The 19,350-nt window shown below is 58.5% G+C and carries 22 protein-coding genes; 7 read left to right on the plus strand and 15 right to left on the minus strand.

Annotated elements, in window-relative coordinates:
* Nucleotides 1-10: 10 nt before the first annotated feature.
* Nucleotides 11-430 carry a PA0061/PA0062 family lipoprotein gene (locus tag ACEN9A_RS30670; protein WP_258671836.1) on the plus strand — a complete coding sequence of 140 codons (420 nt, stop codon included), beginning with the start codon at nt 11-13 and terminating at the stop codon, nt 428-430.
* Between the two features lie 6 nt (nt 431-436).
* Here ACEN9A_RS30670 and ACEN9A_RS30675 read toward each other — a convergent pair whose 3' ends face one another.
* Nucleotides 437-670: a DUF1161 domain-containing protein gene (locus ACEN9A_RS30675; RefSeq protein ID WP_019580280.1), complete on the minus strand. Its 234-nt coding sequence runs from the start codon at nt 668-670 to the stop codon at nt 437-439.
* A gap of 177 nt (nt 671-847) precedes the next feature.
* A complete protein-coding gene (locus ACEN9A_RS30680; RefSeq protein WP_007940742.1) occupies nt 848-1,279 on the minus strand; it encodes an OsmC family protein in 432 nt (143 codons plus the stop codon).
* A gap of 238 nt (nt 1,280-1,517) precedes the next feature.
* Between ACEN9A_RS30680 and ACEN9A_RS30685 the strand changes: the two genes are divergently transcribed.
* On the plus strand, nt 1,518-2,519 hold the full coding sequence (locus ACEN9A_RS30685; RefSeq protein ID WP_019651184.1) for an LLM class flavin-dependent oxidoreductase: 1,002 nt from the start codon (nt 1,518-1,520) through the stop codon (nt 2,517-2,519).
* Nucleotides 2,520-2,581: 62 nt separating this feature from the next.
* On the opposite strand, the gene ACEN9A_RS30690 is transcribed toward ACEN9A_RS30685, so the two are convergent.
* Both ACEN9A_RS30690 and ACEN9A_RS30695 read right to left on the minus strand, forming a co-directional pair.
* Nucleotides 2,582-2,806, minus strand: a complete 225-nt coding sequence (locus tag ACEN9A_RS30690; RefSeq protein WP_018927241.1) for a DUF1161 domain-containing protein — start codon at nt 2,804-2,806, stop codon at nt 2,582-2,584.
* A 129-nt stretch (nt 2,807-2,935) separates the two neighbouring features.
* Nucleotides 2,936-3,151: a dodecin gene (locus tag ACEN9A_RS30695; RefSeq protein ID WP_018927240.1), complete on the minus strand. Its 216-nt coding sequence runs from the start codon at nt 3,149-3,151 to the stop codon at nt 2,936-2,938.
* A 156-nt stretch (nt 3,152-3,307) separates the two neighbouring features.
* Here ACEN9A_RS30695 and ACEN9A_RS30700 point away from each other — a divergent pair, with 156 nt between their 5' ends.
* Nucleotides 3,308-3,634: an ElaB/YgaM/YqjD family protein gene (locus ACEN9A_RS30700; RefSeq protein ID WP_258671837.1), complete on the plus strand. Its 327-nt coding sequence runs from the start codon at nt 3,308-3,310 to the stop codon at nt 3,632-3,634.
* On the opposite strand, the gene ACEN9A_RS30705 is transcribed toward ACEN9A_RS30700, so the two are convergent.
* Nucleotides 3,631-4,524, minus strand: a complete 894-nt coding sequence (locus ACEN9A_RS30705) for a LysR family transcriptional regulator (protein WP_019651182.1) — start codon at nt 4,522-4,524, stop codon at nt 3,631-3,633. The two genes, ACEN9A_RS30700 and ACEN9A_RS30705, sit on opposite strands and share 4 nt — an antisense overlap.
* 112 nt (nt 4,525-4,636) lie before the next feature.
* On the opposite strand from ACEN9A_RS30705, the gene trpB reads away from it, so the two are divergent.
* Together trpB and trpA are read left to right on the plus strand one after the other, a co-directional pair.
* On the plus strand, nt 4,637-5,872 hold the full coding sequence (gene trpB / locus ACEN9A_RS30710) for a tryptophan synthase subunit beta (protein ID WP_007940749.1): 1,236 nt from the start codon (nt 4,637-4,639) through the stop codon (nt 5,870-5,872).
* A complete protein-coding gene (gene trpA / locus ACEN9A_RS30715; RefSeq protein ID WP_258671839.1) occupies nt 5,872-6,684 on the plus strand; it encodes a tryptophan synthase subunit alpha in 813 nt (270 codons plus the stop codon). The genes trpB and trpA overlap by 1 nt, the downstream gene beginning before the upstream one ends.
* 119 nt (nt 6,685-6,803) lie before the next feature.
* Here the strand turns inward: trpA and ACEN9A_RS30720 are convergent, their stop codons facing one another.
* The 10 genes from ACEN9A_RS30720 to ACEN9A_RS30765 all read right to left on the minus strand — a co-directional run bounded on the left by ACEN9A_RS30720 (nt 6,804) and on the right by ACEN9A_RS30765 (nt 16,657).
* On the minus strand, nt 6,804-8,765 hold the full coding sequence (locus ACEN9A_RS30720; RefSeq protein ID WP_258671840.1) for a DUF4105 domain-containing protein: 1,962 nt from the start codon (nt 8,763-8,765) through the stop codon (nt 6,804-6,806).
* A complete protein-coding gene (locus ACEN9A_RS30725; RefSeq protein ID WP_019651180.1) occupies nt 8,762-9,082 on the minus strand; it encodes a DUF2388 domain-containing protein in 321 nt (106 codons plus the stop codon). Before ACEN9A_RS30725 ends, ACEN9A_RS30720 begins: the two co-directional genes overlap by 4 nt.
* A gap of 27 nt (nt 9,083-9,109) precedes the next feature.
* Nucleotides 9,110-9,427: a DUF2388 domain-containing protein gene (locus ACEN9A_RS30730; protein ID WP_018927233.1), complete on the minus strand. Its 318-nt coding sequence runs from the start codon at nt 9,425-9,427 to the stop codon at nt 9,110-9,112.
* A gap of 107 nt (nt 9,428-9,534) precedes the next feature.
* Nucleotides 9,535-9,852, minus strand: coding sequence for a DUF2388 domain-containing protein (locus tag ACEN9A_RS30735; RefSeq protein WP_018927232.1), 318 nt, complete (start codon nt 9,850-9,852; stop codon nt 9,535-9,537).
* A 340-nt stretch (nt 9,853-10,192) separates the two neighbouring features.
* Complete coding sequence (locus ACEN9A_RS30740; RefSeq protein WP_018927231.1) at nt 10,193-10,408, minus strand: DUF1127 domain-containing protein; 216 nt, start codon at nt 10,406-10,408, stop codon at nt 10,193-10,195.
* A gap of 325 nt (nt 10,409-10,733) precedes the next feature.
* Nucleotides 10,734-12,227: a succinyl-CoA:acetate CoA-transferase ScpC gene (scpC, locus tag ACEN9A_RS30745; RefSeq protein WP_258671842.1), complete on the minus strand. Its 1,494-nt coding sequence runs from the start codon at nt 12,225-12,227 to the stop codon at nt 10,734-10,736.
* Between the two features lie 188 nt (nt 12,228-12,415).
* A complete protein-coding gene (locus ACEN9A_RS30750) occupies nt 12,416-13,864 on the minus strand; it encodes an NAD(P)(+) transhydrogenase (Re/Si-specific) subunit beta (RefSeq protein WP_018927229.1) in 1,449 nt (482 codons plus the stop codon).
* Nucleotides 13,864-14,187 (minus strand): NAD(P) transhydrogenase subunit alpha part 2, encoded by a 324-nt coding sequence (locus tag ACEN9A_RS30755; RefSeq protein ID WP_007940759.1) that lies wholly within the window; start codon nt 14,185-14,187, stop codon nt 13,864-13,866. Before ACEN9A_RS30755 ends, ACEN9A_RS30750 begins: the two co-directional genes overlap by 1 nt.
* Nucleotides 14,188-14,202: 15 nt before the next feature.
* The gene (locus ACEN9A_RS30760) at nt 14,203-15,324 is read right to left on the minus strand and encodes a Re/Si-specific NAD(P)(+) transhydrogenase subunit alpha (RefSeq protein WP_018927228.1); all 1,122 of its coding nucleotides are present in this window, start codon (nt 15,322-15,324) and stop codon (nt 14,203-14,205) included.
* A 433-nt stretch (nt 15,325-15,757) separates the two neighbouring features.
* A complete protein-coding gene (locus ACEN9A_RS30765) occupies nt 15,758-16,657 on the minus strand; it encodes a LysR family transcriptional regulator (protein WP_258671843.1) in 900 nt (299 codons plus the stop codon).
* Nucleotides 16,658-16,814: 157 nt separating this feature from the next.
* Between ACEN9A_RS30765 and ACEN9A_RS30770 the strand changes: the two genes are divergently transcribed.
* The gene (locus ACEN9A_RS30770) at nt 16,815-17,996 is read left to right on the plus strand and encodes an acyl-CoA dehydrogenase (RefSeq protein WP_019651177.1); all 1,182 of its coding nucleotides are present in this window, start codon (nt 16,815-16,817) and stop codon (nt 17,994-17,996) included.
* Between the two features lie 13 nt (nt 17,997-18,009).
* Nucleotides 18,010-19,230, plus strand: a complete 1,221-nt coding sequence (locus tag ACEN9A_RS30775) for a CaiB/BaiF CoA transferase family protein (RefSeq protein WP_258671844.1) — start codon at nt 18,010-18,012, stop codon at nt 19,228-19,230.
* Nucleotides 19,231-19,350: the final 120 nt, after the last annotated feature.

Below are 19,350 nucleotides of genomic sequence, written 5' to 3' on the forward strand. Positions count from 1 at the left end.
GATATTCATCATGCGCAGGTTGTTGCTGTTGCTCGCTGCAGGTGCCTTTGTTGGCTGTGCGAGCCCGTTGCCGGCGGTCAATCCGCAAATGGCCTGGGTCGACTTCGCCACGCCAAGCCCCGGCGGGAAACTACTGATGGCCGAACGGCTGGACAACCAGCGGTTGCGCGATGGTCGTTACTTCCAGGTCACCCCGGGTAGCCATGAGCTGATAGTGCGTTTCGATTTTGAAGTATTTAGCGGGGGCTTGGGCTTGATGAACGCTCCGCTCGAGCGGTTGTGCTACCTGACCATCAATTACGACCATTTCGAGGCCGGCCAGCGTTATTTGCTGGAAGCTCGCTCCATAGCGCTCACCCCCAGCGCCCGGCTGTATAACGCCAAGCGGGAGATTGTCGCCGAAGATCGCGAGAGCTACTGCCTCATGTGAGGCGAATCAACTGTCATTTTTTTGGTAGATGACTTTCTTCGTGCCGCTTTCGCACGTGCCGACCACCATATTCTGATCGTGCACTTCGTCGTTGGTGACGATTTCCAGGGTGTAGGACGAAACGTTATTGGCCTGGATCTTGGCTTCGATCTCGGCCTTGAGTTCTTCACAGGATTTCGGTGCCGCGAGAGCCGATGTGGCCAGCGTGCAACAGATAACCGCCAAGGCAAAACGTTTCATGGTTGAAGCTCCCTTGAGGCAGCGCGCACGGTGATGCGCTAAAGCTGCTGTCATTTATTCGACCACAATTACGCCAGCCAGGTTTTGTTTCAACGCAAAAAAGATCGCAGTTTTCGACAGCGCCTACCGATCAATCAATAATCCAGGCGCTGCCGACGGCTGCGATCTTTTATCGGTTTAGCTGACCAACGTCGCATCCAGGCTGATTTTCGCATTCAGTACCTTGGACACCGGGCAGCCCTCTTTGGCCTTGTTGCTCAGTTCTTCGAATTGCGCCTGGGTCGCCCCGGGGATTTTCGCCTTGAGGATCAGTTTCACCGCGGTGATTGCAAAGCCGCCGTCCACCTGGTCCAGGGTGACTTCGGCATTGGTGTCAATGCTGTCGGCCTTGAGGCCAGCCTCACCGAGAATCATTGAAAACGCCATGGAGAAACAGCCAGCGTGGGCCGCGCCGATCAACTCCTCGGGATTGGTGCCTTTACCGCCTTCGAAACGGGCCTTGAAGCCGTAGGGCGCTTCTCTGAGTACACCGGTTTCCGTGGAAATCGAGCCGATGCCGGTCTTCAGATCACCTTCCCAATGAGCCGATGCTTTCTTTGTAATAGCCATGTCTGCCTCCTCAAGATCCGGCGCTAAACGTCGCGCCTTCGTGGTTTTTCGGTTGCCAGGGTTCTGAGGATAGACCGTCGGGCAAAGTTCACCTCATCTGATCAGTCCTCTAATTGCACAGGAATTTTGTCTCTCCTATTGAAACTCGGGTATATGCCCTCATTGCAGAGAACACGCTTATAGACTCGGCAGGTTTTCGTTCCTGAAAGAACCTGCTTACCCATTGGAGAAGCAGGTTATGAAACAACTGTCTGAGATCAAGTTTTCGACCCTCGATCTGGTGCCCGTGCGCGAGAACGGCAGTGCGGCCCAGTCTCTGCGCAATTCCCTGGACCTGGCGCAGCACGTCGAAAAATTCGGCTACAACCGCTTTTGGGTCGCCGAACACCACAATATGGACGGGATAGCCAGTTCGGCGACCTCGGTCCTGCTGGGCTATCTGGCCGGTGGCACTTCGACCATCCGTGTCGGTTCGGGTGGCGTGATGCTGCCCAACCACGCGCCGCTGGTGATCGCCGAGCAGTTCGGCACTCTGGAAAGCCTGTATCCAGGCCGGATTGACCTGGGCCTGGGGCGCGCGCCCGGCTCCGATCAAATGACCGCCCGCGCTTTGCGTCGCGAGCGTTCCGGCAGCGCCGACGATTTCCCGGAAGACGTGGCCGAGTTGATGCGCTACCTCGGCCCACGCACGCCGGATCAGCGGATCATTGCCATGCCGGGTACCGGCACCAACGTCCCGGTCTGGTTGCTGGGTTCGAGCCTGTTCAGTGCGCAGCTGGCCGGTGAGCGCGGTTTGCCCTACGCCTTCGCTTCACATTTCGCACCGCGCTTCATGCATGAAGCGATTCGCGTCTACCGCAACCACTTCAAGCCTTCAGCGGTGTTGGATAAGCCTTACGTGATGCTCGGCGTGCCGCTGGTGGCGGCAGACACCGATGAGCAGGCCGATTACCTGGCCACTTCGGTGTACCAGCGGATTCTTGCGTTGATGCGTGGCCAGAGCCTGGTGCAACGCCCACCCGTGAAGACCATGGACGGCTTATGGCTACCCCATGAGAAAGAAGCGGTCGGTGATTTCCTGGGGCTGGCCATGGTCGGCAGCCCGCAGAAAATCCGCGCCAAGCTTGAGGTGCTGATCGAACAGACTCAGGCGGATGAACTGATTTTCACCTGTGACCTGTATGAACATGCCGATCGCGTGCACTCCTATGAACTGTTGGCGCAGGTCATGAAGGGCTGACACTTGAACGGCATCCACAAAAAGCCGACGCCCTGGCGTCGGCTTTTCGTTATTGAGGGAAGTCAGCCCTGTTTGTAGACGATTACCTTGGAGCCCTTCTCACATTTTCCGACGACTTTCCCACCGGCAGCAGTGCCTTTGTCGACGATCTCCAGCGTGTAATTGGAAACACCCTTGGCGTCCAGTTTTGCAGCGATTTCGGCTTTCAGCTCTTCACACGACTTGACCTGGGCAAAGGCTGTTCCCGCAAGGCTCAACAAACCTACCGCCAGAATAAACTTCTTCATGGGTGCACTCCTTGGTCGGATCAATAGAGGGAGGGCATCCAGCTATCGACTGGATGCGCTCTCCCTGTAGCGCTTTGCTGTTTCCTATGGCATGCGGTCGGCGTGCAAGTTCAGACGGCTGGCTCAAACTCAGCTGCTGGCAATCCGGAAACCGACTTTGAGTGTCACCTGGAAGTGTGCAGCTTTGCCGTCCTTGATATGCCCGCGAGTTTCGGTCACTTCAAACCATTCCATGTACTTGAGGCTTTTGTTGGCTTCGGCCAGGGCGTTGTTGATGGCGTCTTCAATGCTGCTGGTGGACGAGCCAACCAGTTCGACTTTCTTGTAGGTGTGATGGTCAGACATGGCGTTCTCCTTGAGGTGTGAAATACAGCCTAGCAGTGATTTTTCTTATTTCTTCTGTCGACCAATCCGTAGCGACGTTCAGATTTACTGCACTTTCTCGAACCCCTGAAGTCCCAACCAACACACGTCACTCATCAACAATGCAGGAGAGCCATCATGGCCAACACGTCGTTACGCAACGCCTCATTGCAAAGCATGGAAGCCGAGATCGAGAGTCTGTTGAAATCGTTGGAAAACCTGAAGGACGACGCCTCGGACGAGTCGCGTAAAACCCTTAAAACGCTGAAAAGCAACGCCGAGAACGCGCTGAAACACTCACGCCATCTGCTCGCCGATGCCTATGAAGAGGTCAAGGTCAAAACCCGTGAGACCGGGATCGCGACTCGTGACTACGCCCAGGAACACCCTTGGACTACAGCCGGTGTTGCCGTTGGTGCGCTGGGATTGCTCGCGGCCTATTTATTGTTCAAGCGCGGTCATTAAGGTGTCTGGCGCAGTTCGTTTTTAAGCCACTGCGCCAACTGCCGGGCGCGCCCGTCCGCGGCGCGCTTGGGGAGCCACAACGCCAGTTGCGCCGGGGTTTCACGGAAGCCCCATGGCGCAACCAGGCGACCGGCCTTCACGTCTTCGGCCACCAGCGGCTCGGGCGCGATGGCGACGCCCAACCCGGCCACTGCTGCTTCCAGCAAATAATACAAATGCTCGAATCCCTGACCGTACTTCAGCGCCTTGTCATCGAGGCCGCTTTGCTGTGCCCAGCTCGGCCAGGCTTGCGGGCGTGAGGTGGTGTGCAGCAATGGTTCGCTCAACAGTGTGCTTGCCGGTGCGTCTCGTAGCCTTTCGTAACCGGCAAATCGAGGGCTCATGACCGGACCGATTCGTTCGCTGGCCAATTCGTAGACCTGCATATCCGCCGGCCACGGCGGCTCCGCAAATACCAATAAAGCATCCAGGCCGGGCCGTCGTGGATCAAGATCGCCTTCGCCAGCCGACAGGTGCAAACGCAGATCCGGCAGGTCCGCATTCAGGCGCCCCAAACGCGGAATGAACCAGCGCGCCAAAAGACTGCCCGAGCAGCCGAGCACGAACGGCGCATCGGCGGTGCTTTGGGTCAGCTCGGCGCAAACGCTGCGCAAACGCTCGAAGGCTTCGCCGCTGGCATCGCGCAAACGAACGCCGGCATCTGTGAGTTTAAGGCCGCGTCCATCCTTGATGAACAGGCTCACGCCGAGGTGTTCTTCCAGCACCTTGAGTTGCCGGCTGACCGCACCATGGGTGACGTGCAGCTGTTCGGCAGCCTGACTGACGCTGTTCAGGCGGGCAGTGGCTTCGAAGGCGCGAAGCGCGTTCAGCGGGGGGAGGTCATGGCTCATGGGATCTGTGAGTTTTCCTGACAGGTTGCGGCGATCTTATCGGTTTTCAGCGTGGGATGTCAGGGGTAGAGTGAACCCCATCGTCACCTCTCGAATACAACTGGAGCGACCCATGACCCAGACTAATCTGCGCAACGGCCCCGACGCCAACGGCCTGTTTGGCGCGTTCGGTGGCCGTTACGTCGCCGAAACCCTGATGCCGTTGATCCTCGATCTGGCCCGCGAATACGAAGCGGCCAAGGAAGATCCGGCATTCAAAGAAGAATTGGCCTACTTCCAGCGTGATTACGTCGGACGTCCAAGCCCACTGTATTTTGCCGAGCGCCTGACAGAGTTCTGCGGCGGCGCGAAGATTTACCTCAAGCGCGAAGAGCTGAACCACACCGGCGCGCACAAGATCAACAACTGCATCGGCCAGATCCTGCTGGCGCGGCGCATGGGCAAGAAACGCATCATCGCCGAGACCGGCGCCGGCATGCACGGCGTGGCGACCGCTACCGTGGCCGCGCGTTTCGGCCTCGATTGCGTGATCTACATGGGCACCACTGACATCGAACGTCAGCAAGCCAACGTGTTTCGCATGAAGCTGCTGGGCGCCGAAGTGATCCCGGTAGTCGCGGGCACCGGCACCCTCAAAGACGCAATGAACGAAGCCCTGCGTGACTGGGTGACCAACGTCGACAGCACCTTCTACCTGATCGGCACCGTGGCCGGTCCGCACCCGTACCCAGCCATGGTTCGCGACTTCCAGGCCGTCATCGGCAAGGAAACCCGCGAGCAGTTGCAAGCCCAGGAAGGTCGTCTGCCAGACAGCCTGGTGGCGTGCATCGGCGGTGGTTCCAATGCCATGGGCCTGTTCCACCCGTTCCTCGATGACAAGAGCGTCGAGATCATCGGCGTCGAAGCGGCCGGTTACGGCATCGAAACCGGCAAGCACGCGGCCAGCCTGAACGGCGGCGTACCGGGCGTGCTGCACGGTAACCGTACGTTCCTGTTGCAGGACGATGATGGCCAGATCATTGACGCGCACTCGATTTCAGCCGGTCTCGACTATCCAGGCATCGGCCCTGAACACGCCTGGTTGCATGACATCGGCCGCGTCCAGTACACCTCGGTGACCGACGACGAAGCCCTCGACGCATTCCATAAGTGCTGCCGCCTGGAAGGGATTATTCCTGCACTGGAAAGCGCCCATGCCCTGGCCGAAGTGTTCAAGCGCGCACCGACCCTGCCGAAAGATCACCTGATGGTGGTCAACCTGTCCGGCCGTGGCGACAAAGACATGCAAACCGTGATGCACCACATGGAAAACTCTCAACAAGTGCAGTCCAAGCAGGAGAAACACTGATGAGCCGCCTGCAAACGCGTTTTGCCGAACTCAAGGAACAGAACCGCGCCGCCCTGGTGACCTTTGTGACCGCCGGTGACCCAAGCTATGACACGTCCTTGGCGATCCTTAAAGGTTTGCCCGGTGCTGGTGCTGATGTGATCGAGTTGGGCATGCCCTTCACCGATCCGATGGCCGACGGCCCGGCGATCCAGCTGGCCAATATCCGTGCTCTGGGCGCCAAACAGAACCTGGCGAAAACCCTGCAAATGGTCCGCGAGTTCCGCGAAGGCAACAGCGAGACTCCGCTGGTGTTGATGGGTTACTTCAACCCGATTCACATGTACGGCGTGCCGCGTTTCATCGCTGAAGCCAAAGAAGCCGGTGTCGATGGCCTGATCGTGGTCGACATGCCGCCAGAACATAACGCTGAATTGTGCGACCCGGCACAGGCGGCGGGCCTGGACTTCATCCGTCTGACCACTCCGACGACTGACGATGGGCGTCTGCCGACCGTACTGAATGGCAGTTCCGGATTTGTTTACTACGTGTCGGTGGCGGGTGTGACCGGTGCGGGCGCGGCGACTCTGGAACATGTCGAAGAGGCCGTCACCCGTCTGCGTCGCCATACCGATCTGCCGATCAGCATCGGCTTCGGTATTCGCACACCGGAACAGGCAGCGGCCATCGCGCGTCTGGCTGATGGTGTGGTGGTGGGGTCGGCGCTGATCGATCACATCGCCAACGCCTCGACCCCGGATCAGGCTGTGGAGGGCGTACTCAGCCTGTGCGCGGCCTTGTCCGAGGGCGTGCGTAAGGCGCGGGTCAGCTGAAGGTAAGTTCCTGATACAGAGGAATTAGCGCTTCGCGGCACAGACTAAACAGCAAGACCGAGGGCTTCAGGACTACGTTCTGAAGCCCTTTTTGCTGTATGTGCTGCGATCTTTTGCTTTCAGGGCAACTCCAACCCACCTGCAGCCTTGTGCAATTTCCTCAAATGTTCGCCAACCTGTTTCAGGTTCTCTTCGTTGGCGGCCATTTCAGCAGCGCGGCTCGGCTCGAGCAGCGCTCGCACTTCCTTGTCGAGGTCCCCGGTCAGCACCTGAAGCTGCTTCTGGCGCAGGCTGCTTTCCGACTCCAGGCGTTTCCATTCGTTCGGCTGCGGCAAACCATAGCCACCGGTGGCGAGCAGTTCGGCCGGACGGCTGAGGAAGCCGCTATTGGCGAGAATCTGCTGCAAGGTCGCGTTGGCTTTATCCATGCCGCCGTTGTTCAATTCCCGAGCACCCAGATAGCGCTGTTTGACTTCGTCCTGAGCCAACACTAATTGTTGGCGGAAGCTCGCCTGCTCCAGTAACAGCAATGCCGCGCTGGTGCGCAGGTCCGCCTGGTCAATCCATTTGCGGCGCTCATCAGCTTTCAATGCCAGCCAGTCTTCGACCTTTTCCTGCTTGATCGGCAAGTGCTTTTTCAGCACCTCGAACATCGCTTGATATCGCTCGCGGAAGGAGTCGAAGCGATAGCCCAGGCGTAACGCTTCGCGAGGGTCGTCGAGCACGCTGGTATCCGCCAGTCCGCGGCTCTTGAGTACTTCCAGCAAGCCGTTGGGCATGATGCTGTCGAGCCCTGTCAGCTGGGCATTATTGCTGCCGCTGCGCAGCAGTTTCAGGCTTTCCACGGCGCAGTTGTTGGACAGGAAGAAGTAATTGCCGTCGTAACTCCAGTGCATCTCGGCGGCGTGCTCCACCACGTCTTCGATCTCGCTGCGCGACAGGTTCAGCGGTACCGAGGCCAGGCTGCGCAGTTCGGTCTTGGTGTATTCGTCGATCACCTGGGCCAGCGGCAACACAAACAGGCGCGATGGGTATTTGCCCACCAGCCCATCCCAACTCGACAACTGTACGTCGCCGACGAAGGCGCGGTAGGACAGCACCAGATGTTGATCCAGATCGAGGCGGCAATCCGGCCCGCGAGGCCGACCGGGCGCGCAGATCACCAGTCGCAGCATGCTGTGACCCCAGCGGCTGACCCAGTTCTGGTTGGCTTCTGCCAGCAGATAGTCGACGGCATACACCCGTTCCGGATCGACCTGGCCCAAGGGCTGTTTGGCGAAATCGTTACCCGCATTGAGGAAGGCGAATGATCGGGCGCAGGTGTCTTTGGCGGCTGGCGCCCAGCCGAAGTGTTCTTTGTAGTAGCGATACAGCGCAGGGCGACGGCAGGCATAGCTTGGGTCGAGGAGGAAGTACTCCATGTTGACCGCGACGAACTCCTTCGGGCTGCTCGTCTCGTAGATGTCCGGGCTGCGGGCAATCTGCCGGTTGTGCTGTTCGCGCTCACCGCGCCGACCGACGTATTGCGGCCAGCCGGCCAGATCGAGCAGGCGAGGGTCGTCGCTGAGGGTCCAGCGTCGGTCGGTCTGTCCGCGGCACTGATCCGGGATGCCGATCAGTCCAGAGCTGCTGTTACGTTGTGTGCAGCGCTGGATCAGTGTGCGCTCGGCGTCCGGCCACAGGCGTGCGCGGTCGTAGATGTGGGTGAGTTCGTGCAACACCGTGGCGAGCATTTCCTGGCGCACGGTGCCGTGGGGACGATAGGTTTTTTTGGTCGCGGCGCTGCCGTCGGTGAGGCTGGCGAGCAGGTTGCGATTCAGGTCGAGCTCAGACACCAGCGATGCCTGGCCATAGGCATTGCTCGGCATGTTGTCGGTCCAGCCGACATCGATGTGCCGGTCCAGCTGCTCGATGAAGCGTGGCGGTAACGCCTGCATGGCTTCATCGAGCAGTGCCTGACTGGCCTGCTGTTGCGCGGGGCTCAGGCCGTCGGTCTTGAGCCGTAATTGCAGGCCGGCCTGGGCCGTGTTGCCAAGTAGCAACACAACCCCGGCCAGCAGCCAGGCGCTTAGTGATTTCACAGTGCGAGGATGGCTTCGGCGAGAACCTGATCACTGGCGTCGCGGGCTTCCGGTACGCGGGTGCGCAAGGTGTCGAAGGCCGCCTCCAGGTGTGCACCACGGATTTCACCGTCGCTGGCGACGAAACTGGCCGCATCGTCGTGGGCTTCACGGACGATCTTCGAATCGCGGATGGACGTGGTGGTATCGGAAGTGAAATCAAGCGTGCGCTGGGAGGCACGAATGATCATGTTACTGGTGGCTACCAGGGTGTGGGCCTGGGCCACGTCGGCCAACAACAGCAGGCCAAGGGTGGCAGCAATCAGCGGGCTACGCATGGAGTGACTCCGGAGAAACAAGGATAACTATTGGACGAGAATTGCCTGCGCCAGTTCAAGGTCGCTGGCATGAAGTTTTGGCTGGGTCCGGCGCAGGTAGATCAAGGCCGATTCCAGTTGTGCTCCTCGCAGTTGGCCGTCACTGGCGATGAACGCTGCAGCGTCATCCCGGGCGGCGATCAGCATTTTATGGTCGAAGGGCGCGGAGGTCACCATGCTGGTGGCGTAACCACTGGCTACGGTGCCTTGTGTAGACAGGTTGAAAGCGTCGAAGGCATGGGCCGAACCCGACCAGCAGGCCGCGAGAAAAACCGGAGTGATCAACAGACTTGAAAGAAAACGCATGAGGCTCGATAGCTGAAAGCGAGCCCCAAGGCTAGCGCAATGCCCGGGCTAGAGCCAGCGCCGAAACATTGGGACACGACGGGCGTGTCCCGGTTCAGCGCAGTGGCCTAGATCGTCAGGATGGCCTGGGCCAGCTGTGCGTCGGTCGCATTCAGTTGTGGAGCCTGTTGGCGGATATGGTTGAGCGCGCTTTCCAGTTTCACGCCACGGATGGCACCATCACTGGCAACGAAGCTGGCGGCATCGTCACGGGCAGCGCGGACGATTTTGTTGTCGCGAAAGGAGGACGAGACATCCGAAGTCGCGTCGGAGGAAGCCTTCAGGCCATTAACGATGGAGTCGGTGGTCACGATAAAACTGGAGGCGTGGGCATTGGCAGCCATGGCAAGCAGGGCTGCAGCGCTGAGCAGGCGAAGGGGGGACATGAGGTAGCTCCTTTGGATAGACCGATAGAGAGGTGGCACAGGATCAGACGCCTGTCGTCTTAAAGCGTTCGCCACGGTTTATACAGATATTAGGCCTGCGTACATCGGTTAGAACAGTCCCGCTTGTTCATGCAGGCGAGCGCAGACACACTTAGAATAAACTGTACTGGTTGTTTTTATATATTTAAAAACTGTCACTGTCGGTGATTTTCTCTTCTGTACGCCCCCAATATGAAGCCCTAAAACGACAAAACCCGTCGTGGTTTCCCACGACGGGTTTTGTTTGTTCAATTCGGGTTGCTGGCGGTGGACCCGGTGGGTCAGAGCCAGCGACGCTAACTTAGCGCCAGAACGGCTTGCTCAGCTCTTCGTAGCGTTGTGCTTCGCTAATCCCGGCGTCAGCCAGCAGACGCGAATCCAGACGAGCCAGTTGATGGCGGCTGGAGATGCGGCGCTGCCACAGCATCAGGTTGGCGATAACGCGCAAAGGCAGGGAAGCCTGGGTTTTTGCAGCAGTGTCTTCGAAGAACAGCTCGGAACTGAGTGTACGTTCCATGGTTGACATCCTTCCGCTTATGGCGGGATTAGGTAGTGGTTTAACTTTGACTGATGCCAATGATCCTCTCGTTTGGCCAGTCTCTGTAGATACAGTTCACCTGTATTGTGAGAGACCAGTTAACTGTTAAACGGTGGTGTACTGGTCTAAATTGAGGCAACTGTACCTATCGGCACCAATATGGTGCATTTCATGGCGCTTGACTGGAAAATGTAGGCAATTACGGTAGGAAAAGACCGGTACAGCAGTACAGTTTTTGATTGAAAAGAATGCTGCAATAGCAAGCTGACGAAACTGTGTTTGCGTCAGCTGCTATCTGTATCAATTACACCGCCAGCATGCGCCCGGTTTCTTCCAGGTTCATGTGCCAGCTCAGTGCGTCACGCAGGATATGCGGGGTATGCCCGCCGACTGCGCAAGCAGCAGTGAAGTAGTCATTCAGGGCCGGGCGATAGTCCGGGTGAACACAGTTATCGATAATGACGCGGGCCCGCTCGCGCGGGGCCAGGCCACGGAGGTCGGCCAGGCCGATCTCGGTCACGAGAATATCGACGTCATGTTCTGTGTGGTCGACGTGGCTGACCATGGGGACCACGCTGGAAATCGCCCCGCCCTTGGCGATCGACTTGGTGACAAAAATCGCCAGGTGCGCATTGCGCGCGAAGTCGCCCGAGCCGCCGATGCCATTCATCATCCGCGTGCCGCAGACGTGAGTGGAGTTGACGTTGCCGTACAGGTCGAACTCCAGCGCGGTGTTGATACCGATGATGCCCAGGCGCCGCACCACTTCGGGGTGATTGGAGATTTCCTGGGGGCGCAGCACAAGCTTGTCCTTATAGTGCTCCAGATTCCCGAATACATCGGCATTGCGCCGGCTCGACAGGGTGATCGAACTGCCCGAAGCGAAGCTCAACTTGCCGGCGTCGATCAAATCGAAAGTCGAATCCTGCAGCACTTCGGAGTACATGGTCAGGTCTTCGAATGGCGAGTCGATCAAGCCGCACATCACCGCGTTGGCGATACTGCCAATACCGGCTTGCAGCGGGCCGAGTTTGTTGGTCATGCGACCGGCAGCCACTTCTTGCTTGAAGAAGTCGATCAGGTGGTCGGCGATGGCCTGGGTGTCTGCGTCCGGCGGCAGCACAGTAGAGGGCGAGTCGGATTGATTAGTGATCACGATCGCGACGATTTTTTCCGGCGGTATCGGGATGGCAGTGCTGCCGATACGGTCATCGACCTTCACCAGTGGAATAGGTGTGCGGGTAGGCCGGTAGGTAGGGATATAGATGTCGTGCAAGCCTTCGAGATTCGGGTTGTGCGCCAGATTGATCTCGACGATCACGTGTTTGGCGAAAATCGCGAAGCTGGCCGAGTTGCCCACCGAGGTGGTCGGCACGATATGGCCCTGCTCGGTGATCGCCACGGCTTCGATCACCGCGATGTCCGGCAGCTTGAGTTGCTGGTTACGCAGCTGCTCTACGGTTTCCGACAGGTGCTGGTCGATGAACATGACTTCGCCGGCATTGATCGCCTTGCGCAGAGTGCTGTCCACCTGGAACGGCATGCGTCGCGACAGTACGCCGGCTTCAGTCAGCTGTTTGTCGAGGTCGTTGCCCAGGCTGGCGCCGGTCATCAAGCTTATTTTCAGCGGCGTGACCTTGGCGCGCTCGGCCAGTGCATGAGGCACGGCCTTGGCTTCGCCGGCTCGGGTAAAGCCGCTCATGCCGACGGTCATGCCGTCCTGAATCAGAGCGGCAGCGTCGGCGGCGCTCATTACCTTGTCCAACAATGAAGGCAAGCGAATACGGTCACGGTACATGATTGTTATCTCGGGCAACGGAAGCAAGGTGCGCAGTCTAGTGAATTCGAGCGGCGCCCGTCCCGCTACCAAGGTCGCATTCGGGGCGTCTATTCCGGTGCTTTCAGGCAAAACACCTTTGCAGGATCGGTAACAGACGCAAACAAAAACGCCCCGACGAGTCGGGGCGTTCAGGTTGCCGAAGGTTTTTACTCGACGGCTTTAACCATGTCTTCGATGACTTTCTTGGCGTCGCCGAAAACCATCATGGTCTTGTCCAGATAGAACAACTCGTTGTCCAGGCCGGCATAGCCGCTGGCCATCGAGCGCTTGTTGACGATGATGGTCTTGGCCTTGAACGCTTCGAGAATCGGCATGCCGGCAATCGGCGATTTCGGGTCGTTCTTGGCTGCCGGGTTCACCACGTCGTTGGCGCCGAGCACCAGCACCACGTCGGCCTGGCCGAACTCGGAGTTGATGTCTTCCATCTCGAACACCTGGTCGTAAGGCACTTCGGCCTCGGCCAGCAATACGTTCATGTGGCCAGGCATCCGGCCGGCAACCGGGTGAATCGCATACTTCACGGTTACGCCGCGGTGGCTCAGTTTCTCGGTCAGCTCTTTCAAGGCGTGCTGCGCCCGTGCTACCGCCAGGCCATAGCCTGGAACGATGATCACGGTGTCGGCGTTGGTCAGCAGGAAGGTGGCGTCATCAGCCGAACCGGATTTCACCGGACGGGCTTCTTTGGAGCCCGCCGGGCCAGCATCCGCGGTGTTGCCGAAACCGCCGAGCAGCACGTTGAAGAACGAACGGTTCATCGCCTTGCACATGATGTACGAAAGGATCGCACCGGACGAGCCCACCAGCGAGCCGGCAATGATCAGCATCGAGTTGTTCAGCGAGAAGCCGATACCCGCTGCTGCCCAGCCGGAGTAGCTGTTGAGCATCGACACCACGACGGGCATGTCGGCGCCGCCGATCGGGATGATGATCAGCACGCCCATCACGAAGGCCAGGATCAGCATCAGGGCAAAGGCGCTGAAGTTGCCGGTCAGCATGAACGTGACACCCAGTGCCAGCGTCGCCAGACCCAGCAGCAGGTTCAGTTTGTGCTGACCGCTGAACTGTACTGGTGCGCCCTGGAACAGGCGGAACTTGTACTTGCCCGACAGCTTGCCAAACGCGATCACCGAACCGGAGAAGGTGATTGCACCGATGGCCGCGCCGAGGAACAGCTCCAGACGATTACCCGCCGGAATCGAATCGCCCAGATGTTTGACGATGCCCAACGACTGCGGCTCGACGACGGCTGCAATGGCGATGAACACCGCCGCCAGACCGATCATGCTGTGCATGAAGGCGACCAGCTCCGGCATTTTGGTCATTTCAACGCGCTTGGCCATGATCGAACCGGCGGTACCGCCGGCCAGCAGACCGACGATGACGTAGCCGATGCCGGCGGTAGCACCGCCTTGCTCAATGGAGAGCGCCGCCAGCTTATAGATGAGACCGATGGTGGTGAGGATCGCCAAGGCCATGCCGAGCATGCCGTACACGTTGCCGCGCCGCGACGTGGTCGGGTGCGACAGGCCTTTGAGGGCCTGGATGAAGCAGATCGACGCGATCAGGTACAGCGTCGTTACCAGGTTCATGCTCATTACTTGGGCGCCTCTTCTTGTACGGCTTTCGGGGCTTTTTTCTTGAACATCTCAAGCATGCGACGGGTGACCAGGAAACCACCGAACACGTTCACGGCCGCCAGAGCCACCGCCAGGGTGCCCATGGTTTTACCCAATGGTGTTACGGTCAAAGCGGCCGCCAGCATCGCGCCGACGATCACAATCGCCGAAATGGCGTTGGTCACCGCCATCAATGGCGTGTGCAGTGCAGGTGTAACGTTCCAGACCACGTGATAACCGACATAAATCGCCAGCACGAAGATGATCAGGTTGTAGATACCGGGGGAGATAAGCTCTTCCATCGTCTGAATCCCTGCTTAGGCGTTTTTGCGGATGACTTGGCCGTCGCGGCACATCAGGCACGCGGCGACGATGTCGTCTTCTAGGTTCACTTCGAACTGGCCTTCCTTGTTGAAGACCAGCTTCAGGAAGTCCAGCAGGTTGCGTGCGTACAGCGCCGAAGCGTCTGCCGCCACCGCACCGGCCAGATTGGTCGGGCCGACAATGGTCACGCCATTCGAGACCACGACCTGGTCCGCCACGGTCAGCGGGCAGTTGCCGCCCTGGGCTGCAGCGAGGTCGACAACCACCGAGCCTGGCTTCATCTGCGCCACAGTTTCGGCGCTGAGCAGTGTCGGCGCCTTGCGGCCCGGGATCAGTGCCGTGGTGATGACGATATCAGCCTGCTTGGCGCGTTCGTGTACGGCCAGGGCCTGACGCTGCATCCAGCTGGCCGGCATGGGGCGCGCATAACCGCCGACACCGACGGCGCATTCGCGCTCTTCATCGGTTTCGTACGGCACGTCGACGAATTTCGCACCCAGGGATTCAATCTGCTCCTTCACCGCAGGACGCACATCGGACGCTTCGATCACGGCACCCAGACGTTTTGCAGTGGCAATCGCCTGCAAACCGGCCACACCGGCACCGAGAATCAGCACGCGCGCCGCTTTCACGGTACCCGCGGCGGTCATCAGCATCGGCATGAAGCGTGGGTAGTAGTGAGCGGCCAGCAGCACGGACTTATAACCGGCGATGTTCGCTTGGGAGGACAGCACATCCAGGCTCTGGGCGCGGGAGGTGCGTGGCGCAGCTTCCAGCGCAAACGCGGTAATGCCGCATTCGGCCAGTTTGGCGATGGTTTCATTGCTGAACGGGTTGAGCATGCCCACCACGACGGTGCCGCTCTTGATCAGCGTCAGTTCGCTGTCGCTGGGGGCGACCACCTTGAGAATCAGCTCGGCACCAAACGCATCGTTGGCGCTGCCAATGGTTGCGCCTGCAGCTTCATAAGCACTGTCGACAACGCTGGCGTTAATGCCGGCGCCGCTTTGTACAGTGACCTTATGACCCTGGCCGATCAGCTTCTTGATGGTTTCCGGGGTTGCAGCAACCCGTGTTTCACCCGTCTGGGTTTCGAGAGGAACACCAATGTGCACGTCAAATCTCCTGCGTGATCTTATTGAGTAAACCCAGGCACTTCGGATGGTGCGGCTGGGGCGGCCGATCAGCACGGTCCCGCCAAATCAGGGCGGGGCGCGGCATTTTGCAGGCGAACTTTGTGCCCTTCAAGGGATTATGACGGGTGACGGAAAATTAACTACAAGTCACCCCGTGACCGAATGTCGCACCTCTCTGATAAATCCCTTGCAGGCCGTGGCTTCTAAGGTTTTTTGCCAAAATTCAAGAATTTACACATCCGCACGGTGAATAGGTTGTCATTGCTTGCCAATAGAGGCTCAAAGCCACGTACTCAAACGCTTGTGGGACGTTTGTACTGTTTTCAGTACAGTCTGTCGATATGCGACAAATACTTATATCTGTAGTACTTTTGTTTTATTGACTACGTGGTCAGCTAATCAGTGTGAGCCTTTATCCTTCTAGGTTGTAGCTATGTGCCTGATTTACCAGCCAGTCGCGAAATGCCTTCAAAGAGGCTGATTCGACCTTTCGATCAGGAATCATCAGGTAGTAGGCCTTGATGCTCGATAGTGCTTGGGCATTGGCAATGACCAGGCGCTTCTCCACCAATTCGCGCTGAATCAGGAATGGCGGAATCAGCGCGATCCCCATGTCATGCATCGCCGCTTGGGCGAGCATGGAGAATAGCTCGTAACGCGGCCCTGTCATGTCTCGCGGGATATTCAGGTTCTGTGAGTTGAACCATTGGCGCCAGGCATAAGGGCGAGTGGTCTGCTGCAGCAAGGGCAACTCGGCGATTTCACCGGGGCTCAGGTTGGTTTTTTGGCCCAGCAGCGTGGGGCTGCACACCGGCATCGGGTTCTCACCCATTAATCTGTGGGATTCGGTACCTGGCCAGTCGGCGTCGCCGAAATAAATGGCGGCATCGAAATCGGTATCGGCAAACAGGAAGGGGCGTGTACGGTTGGTGAGGTTGACTGTCACCTCCGGATGTTTGTGCTGGAAATCCTTGAGTCGTGGCAGCAGCCATTGAGTGCCGAAGGTCGGAACCACCGCCAGTTCGATCGAGTTGGCGCCTTGTTGGCCCATCACTGACAAGGTGTCCCGTTCAACCGCGTCGAGTTGGGTGGCCACCCTGCGGCTGTAGGAAAGCCCGGCTTCTGTCAGCTTCACTCCGCGCCGTGAACGTCGGAACAGTTCGACATTGAGGAACTCCTCGAGGCTGGCGATCTGCCGGCAAATCGCTCCCTGAGTGAGAGAAAGCTCCTGGGCAGCCTTGGTAAAGCTCTCGTGGCGCGCTGCCGCTTCAAAGCTGATCAGGGCTGTTGTGCTGGGGATCTTCCTGCGCATGTACGTCAACCTCACTAATGCATTGCATAAAGGCGATTTTGCAACGTTTCGGAGTGAGAAATTAGCACAACAGTATGCGAAAACCTCGTTTGCCGGGACGCCGAACCCGGCCTAGGATCAATCCACGTTATTTGACCCGATTCGAGAGGACTCACTCATGGGCGGTAAAGCTAGCTTCAACTGGATCGATCCCCTGTTGCTGGATCAACAGCTCACTGAAGAAGAACGCATGATTCGCGACACGGCCGAGCAGTTTGCTCAGCAGAAGCTCGCACCGCGTGTTCTCGAAGCTTTCCGTCATGAGAAGACTGACCCGGCGATTTTCCGTGAGATGGGTGAAGTGGGTCTGCTGGGTGCGACCATCCCTGAACAATACGGTGGCAGTGGCTTGAACTACGTCAGCTACGGCCTGATTGCCCGTGAGGTCGAGCGTGTCGACTCCGGCTATCGCTCGATGATGAGTGTGCAGTCTTCGCTGGTCATGGTTCCGATCAATGAATTCGGTACCGAAGCACAGAAGCAGAAATACCTGCCGAAGCTGGCCACGGGTGAATGGATTGGTTGCTTTGGTCTGACCGAGCCCAACCACGGTTCCGACCCGGGCGCGATGATTACGCGTGCACGCAAAGTGGAAGGTGGCTACAGCCTCACCGGCAGCAAGATGTGGATCACCAACAGTCCGATCGCTGATGTATTCGTGGTTTGGGCCAAGGACGACGCGGGCGACATTCGTGGCTTTGTGCTGGAGAAGGGCTGGAAAGGTCTGAGCGCTCCGGCGATTCACGGCAAGGTCGGCTTGCGTGCGTCCATCACCGGCGAGATCGTCATGGACAACGTGTTTGTTCCTGAAGAGAACATCTTCCCGGATGTCCGTGGTTTGAAGGGCCCTTTTACCTGCCTTAACTCGGCGCGTTACGGCATTTCCTGGGGCGCACTGGGCGCTGCCGAGTTCTGCTGGCACACCGCTCGTCAGTACACCCTGGATCGTCAGCAGTTTGGTCGTCCATTGGCGGCCACTCAGTTGATCCAGAAGAAGCTGGCCGACATGCAGACCGAAATCACTCTGGCGTTGCAAGGCTGCCTGCGTCTGGGACGTATGAAAGATGAAGGTACTGCCGCGGTCGAGATCACTTCGATGATGAAGCGCAACTCTTGCGGCAAGTCCCTCGACATCGCTCGCATGGCTCGCGACATGCTGGGTGGCAACGGTATCTCCGATGAGTTCGGTGTGGCTCGCCACTTGGTCAACCTGGAAGTGGTGAATACCTATGAAGGTACGCATGACGTCCACGCGCTGATCCTCGGTCGCGCGCAGACCGGCATCCAGGCGTTCTATTAATAGGAGAACGGCCATGGGCGCGCTTTCGCATCTACGGGTACTGGATTTGTCGCGGGTGCTCGCCGGGCCTTGGGCCGGGCAGATCCTTGCGGACCTTGGCGCTGACGTCATCAAGGTCGAGCGTCCGGGTAATGGCGATGACACGCGCGCCTGGGGACCTCCGTTCCTTAAAGACGCCTATGGCGAGAACACCAGCGAGGCGGCCTATTACTTGTCCGCCAACCGCAACAAGCAATCGGTAACCATCGACTTCACGCGGCCAGAGGGTCAGCAACTGGTGCGTGAGTTGGCGGCGAAGTCGGACATCCTCATCGAGAACTTCAAGGTCGGTGGTCTTGCGGCATATGGGCTGGACTACGAGTCGCTAAAGGTGGCCAATCCGAAGCTGATCTATTGCTCGATCACTGGGTTCGGTCAGACCGGCCCGTATGCCAAGCGTGCGGGTTATGACTTCATGATCCAGGGCTTGGGCGGTCTGATGAGTTTGACCGGTCGCCCCGAAGGAGATGAAGGTGCAGGCCCGGTGAAAGTTGGCGTGGCGCTGACAGACATTCTGACTGGGCTCTATTCAACGGTAGCGATCCTGGCTGCGCTGGCTCATCGGGATCATGGTGGCGGCGGTCAGCACATTGATATGGCATTGCTGGACGTTCAGGTGGCGTGTCTGGCGAACCAGGCGATGAACTACCTGACTACGGGCATTGCGCCTAAGCGCCTGGGCAACGCCCATCCGAACATCGTGCCTTATCAGGACTTTCCTACAGCCGATGGCGACTTCATCCTCACCGTGGGTAATGATGGGCAGTTCCGCAAATTTGCGGAGGTGGCCGGGCAGCCGCAGTGGGCGGATGATCCGCGTTTTGCGACCAATAAGTTAAGGGTGGCAAATCGGGCGGTGCTGATCCCGCTGATCCGCCAGGCGACCGTGTTCAAGACCACTGCTGAATGGGTGATGCGGTTGGAGCAGGCAGGCGTGCCGTGTGGGCCGATCAATGATCTGGCTCAGGTGTTTGCCGACCCTCAGGTTCAGGCTCGTGGGTTGGCTATTGAGCTGCCTCATGCTTTGGCCGGGATCGTACCCCAAGTTGCGAGCCCGATACGCCTGTCCGAGACGCCAGTGGAGTACCGTAGCGCACCTCCTTTATTGGGTGAGCATACGCTGGAGGTTTTGCAGCGGGTATTGGGTCTGAATGCCGACGCAGTCGCTGCTTTCAAAGAGGCGGGGGTGCTCTGAAGTCCTCTTCTATATAGAGGGAGTGGTTTTGCTCTCCTTTATAGAAGGAAAGCGGGCGGTTTTCCGGCTTTCTGCAAGCTATTGATAGATAAAGCCAAATTAGAGGTTGACGGCAGATTC

It is taken from the genome of Pseudomonas sp. Pseusp18 (genome assembly GCF_059506005.1).